Genomic DNA, 2,545 nt, shown 5'->3' on the forward strand with positions numbered 1-2,545 from the left:
CTTGAATCGGTGGACATGGCACCGTTCCGTAACTGCAGAACACGCAGCAGTCACCCGTCTTCGGCCGAAGGATCGCGTGGCAGTCTTCGCACTCATACAACCATTGGCAAGCATCGGTGGGCATGACTTCAGCCCTTGCGTGTCCACACTCAGGACAGGTCAACACCGACGTCAGGAGCACTTCGGTCAAGGCTTGACTCCCGTGACGGTTGACGGGAAGCCAGCGTCCTTGGTCGCCCGGGTCAGAGCGTCCAATGAAACCTGGGTGTCGTCATAAACCACCGAGGTCTCCCGCCTGCCCAGATTGGACTTCACGTCGACCACTCCACCCAGTTTCGTCAACGCCTTCTTGACCGTGATCGGGCAAGTGGCGCAGGACATACCGGGGACGGATAGAGTGACGGTTTTCTGCGCTGCCCATGCAAGCGGACTCAGCACAATTCCCACAGCGATCAAGATGTGTTTCACAGCCAGGCCTTCATCAATAGAACCAGTGAGCTATCAGCGGAAATGTCATTGCGGTGGCGAGCAGCAGCACCACGACACCGAACAGCAGTTTGTAGATGCGGTTGATGCGGGGAATCGCACACACTTGACCTGGTTCGCAGGCAGCCGCTGGCCTCCAGATGCTTCTTGCCGCAAAGAACAGCGCCGCCAGCGATACACCCATGAACAGCGGTTGATAGGGCTCCAAGGCCGTGAGATGGCTGATCCAGGCGCCTGAGATGCCCACCAGGATCAACACCAGTGGGCCCAGGCAGCAGGCCGATGCAAAGAGGGCTGCAAGACCACCAGCCAGGAGGGCTTTGCCCCCCTGTTCGGTAGCGGGACTGGAGTTGGGTGTGCTCGGGGTGGTGGAGTGCGCTGGCATGAGATAACCTTAAAGCCGTACCCAAGTACGGAGTCAAGTGACATGAGCGATATCCACACACCTTCCGCCTCCAACATGACGATTGGCGGATTGGCCAAGGCAGCCGAAGTCAATGTGGAGACCATCCGCTTTTATCAGCGAAAGGGATTGATGCCTGAGCCGCTCCGCCCATCCAGCGGGATTCGCCGCTACGCAGAAGCTGACCGTTCTCGCCTTCATTTCATCAAGTCGGCGCAGCGCCTCGGATTCAGCCTGGACGAGATAGCCGAGCTGCTGCAACTCGACGATGGCGCCAGCTGTGTCCAAGCCCGAACCAAAGCACAGACCAAGCTCGCGGATGTGAAGAGCAGGCTTGAGGACCTGCACCGGATTGAAAGAGTGCTTGAGGGATTGATTCGACTCTGCGGAGCATCCAGGGGCAAGGTGCGATGCCCGCTGATTGCAGCCTTGAAGACCGACGCTTCGTTGAGTGCCTGAGCCAGCGCTTATGCGTATGTCAGCAGCACCGCCGCTTTGCCCTTGCCACACAGATCACTTCTGCTTGGCGAGCCACTTGTCGAACTGAGCGATCTCTTTCTTTTGCGCCACGATGATCTGTTTTGCCATGGCCTTCATCTCGGGTGACTTACCGGTCTTGAGCTGCATCTCGGCCATGTTCAAAGCTTGCTGGTGATGAATTTTCATCATCATCGCGAAGTCCTTGTCGGTGTTGCCCGACATGGGCATCTTTTGCATTTGCTCCATGCCCATCATCATGGAACCTTTCATGTCGTGTGCACCTGTGGCGCCTTTGTGCATATCGGACATGGGCATCGTCGCTGAGCCTGTGGCTGGCGTGGACTGAGCATGCGCCGACATCGACATGAGCACAGTCAGCGAAACGGCGCACAGAGCCTTGACAGGGACAGTGGTGAAGCGTTTTGTGGTGGATTGATGATTCATGTGACTTCCTAGAAGCTACCTGAAGGCGGGTTCACCATCATCGACAACGATGCTTGGATTGACTGTGCGCCAACGTACGCCTGCCCATGGGTTGCGAGGCTGTGTCGGATCGGTTTCACACAGCAGGGAGGACGTCACCCATACAAAAAAGGGATCGGTCATCACAACCGATCCCTTCACCACAACCGACCCATTGGGTCGGATTGGTTAAATCACTTCATCGCTTTGATGTCGGTGACGACCATCTTGCCGGCGTCCTGAATGACGATGAACTGAATCTTCTCGCCCACCTGGACCTTGTCCAGCATGGCCTTGTCCTTGACGTTGAACACCATGGACATCGGAGGCATGTCCATGTGCTTGATCTCGCCATGCTTGATCGTGACCTTGCCGTTTTCCTTGTCGATCTTGCGAATTTCGCCGTCGGTCATGCCGGGTGTCGCCGCCATGCCCATCTTGCCCTGATCCATTCCCATCTTTCCTTGGTCCATTCCCATCTTTCCTTGGTCCATGGTCATTTGAGCCAGCGCGGGTCCAGCGAAGGCAAAGGAAAGGGCGACCGCTGATGCGGCCAGACTCAGGTTCAGTGTTTTCATGAAATGTTCCTTCAATCAGGTGTGTCTGTGGGTTGCAAGAATGGTGGTTTGTCGGCTTATTTGGTGGTCACTTTGATCTGCCCCTTCATGCCGGCGTCGTAGTGCCCGGGGTGAAGGCAGGCGAAATCAACGACGC

The 2,545-nt window shown here is 56.6% G+C and carries 6 protein-coding genes and 1 pseudogene; 1 reads left to right on the forward strand and 6 read right to left on the reverse strand.

The window, feature by feature from the left end; genetic code table 11:
* The 3 genes from IV113_RS24045 to merT all read right to left on the reverse strand — a co-directional run.
* On the reverse strand, positions 1–190 hold a 190-nt coding region (locus IV113_RS24045), incomplete at its 3' end, for a GDCCVxC domain-containing (seleno)protein (protein WP_291090645.1).
* Positions 187–468, reverse strand: a complete 282-nt coding sequence (gene merP / locus IV113_RS24050; protein ID WP_291090647.1) for a mercury resistance system periplasmic binding protein MerP — start codon at positions 466–468, stop codon at positions 187–189. The genes IV113_RS24045 and merP, both read right to left, overlap by 4 nt.
* 13 nt (positions 469–481) lie before the next feature.
* Entirely contained in the window at positions 482–871 is a 390-nt protein-coding gene (gene merT, locus IV113_RS24055; RefSeq protein WP_291090649.1) for a mercuric ion transporter MerT, read from the reverse strand.
* Between the two features lie 42 nt (positions 872–913).
* On the opposite strand from merT, the gene merR reads away from it, so the two are divergent.
* Positions 914–1,348, forward strand: a complete 435-nt coding sequence (gene merR, locus IV113_RS24060; RefSeq protein WP_291090651.1) for an Hg(II)-responsive transcriptional regulator — start codon at positions 914–916, stop codon at positions 1,346–1,348.
* Positions 1,349–1,402: 54 nt separating this feature from the next.
* Here merR and IV113_RS24065 read toward each other — a convergent pair whose 3' ends face one another.
* From IV113_RS24065 to IV113_RS26315, 3 genes and pseudogenes are all read right to left on the reverse strand, one after another.
* Positions 1,403–1,813 carry a DUF305 domain-containing protein gene (locus tag IV113_RS24065; protein ID WP_291090653.1) on the reverse strand — a complete coding sequence of 137 codons (411 nt, stop codon included), beginning with the start codon at positions 1,811–1,813 and terminating at the stop codon, positions 1,403–1,405.
* 212 nt (positions 1,814–2,025) lie between these two features.
* Positions 2,026–2,262, reverse strand: a complete 237-nt coding sequence (locus IV113_RS26310) for a copper-binding protein (RefSeq protein ID WP_363318659.1) — start codon at positions 2,260–2,262, stop codon at positions 2,026–2,028.
* Positions 2,241–2,297, reverse strand: a pseudogene (locus tag IV113_RS26315) (hypothetical protein); the annotation flags it as partial. The gene IV113_RS26310 and the pseudogene IV113_RS26315, both read right to left, overlap by 22 nt.
* Positions 2,298–2,545: the final 248 nt, after the last annotated feature.

This window comes from Hydrogenophaga sp. (genome assembly GCF_018780385.1).
In the GTDB taxonomy this organism is placed as follows: Bacteria; Pseudomonadota; Gammaproteobacteria; order Burkholderiales; family Burkholderiaceae_C; genus Hydrogenophaga.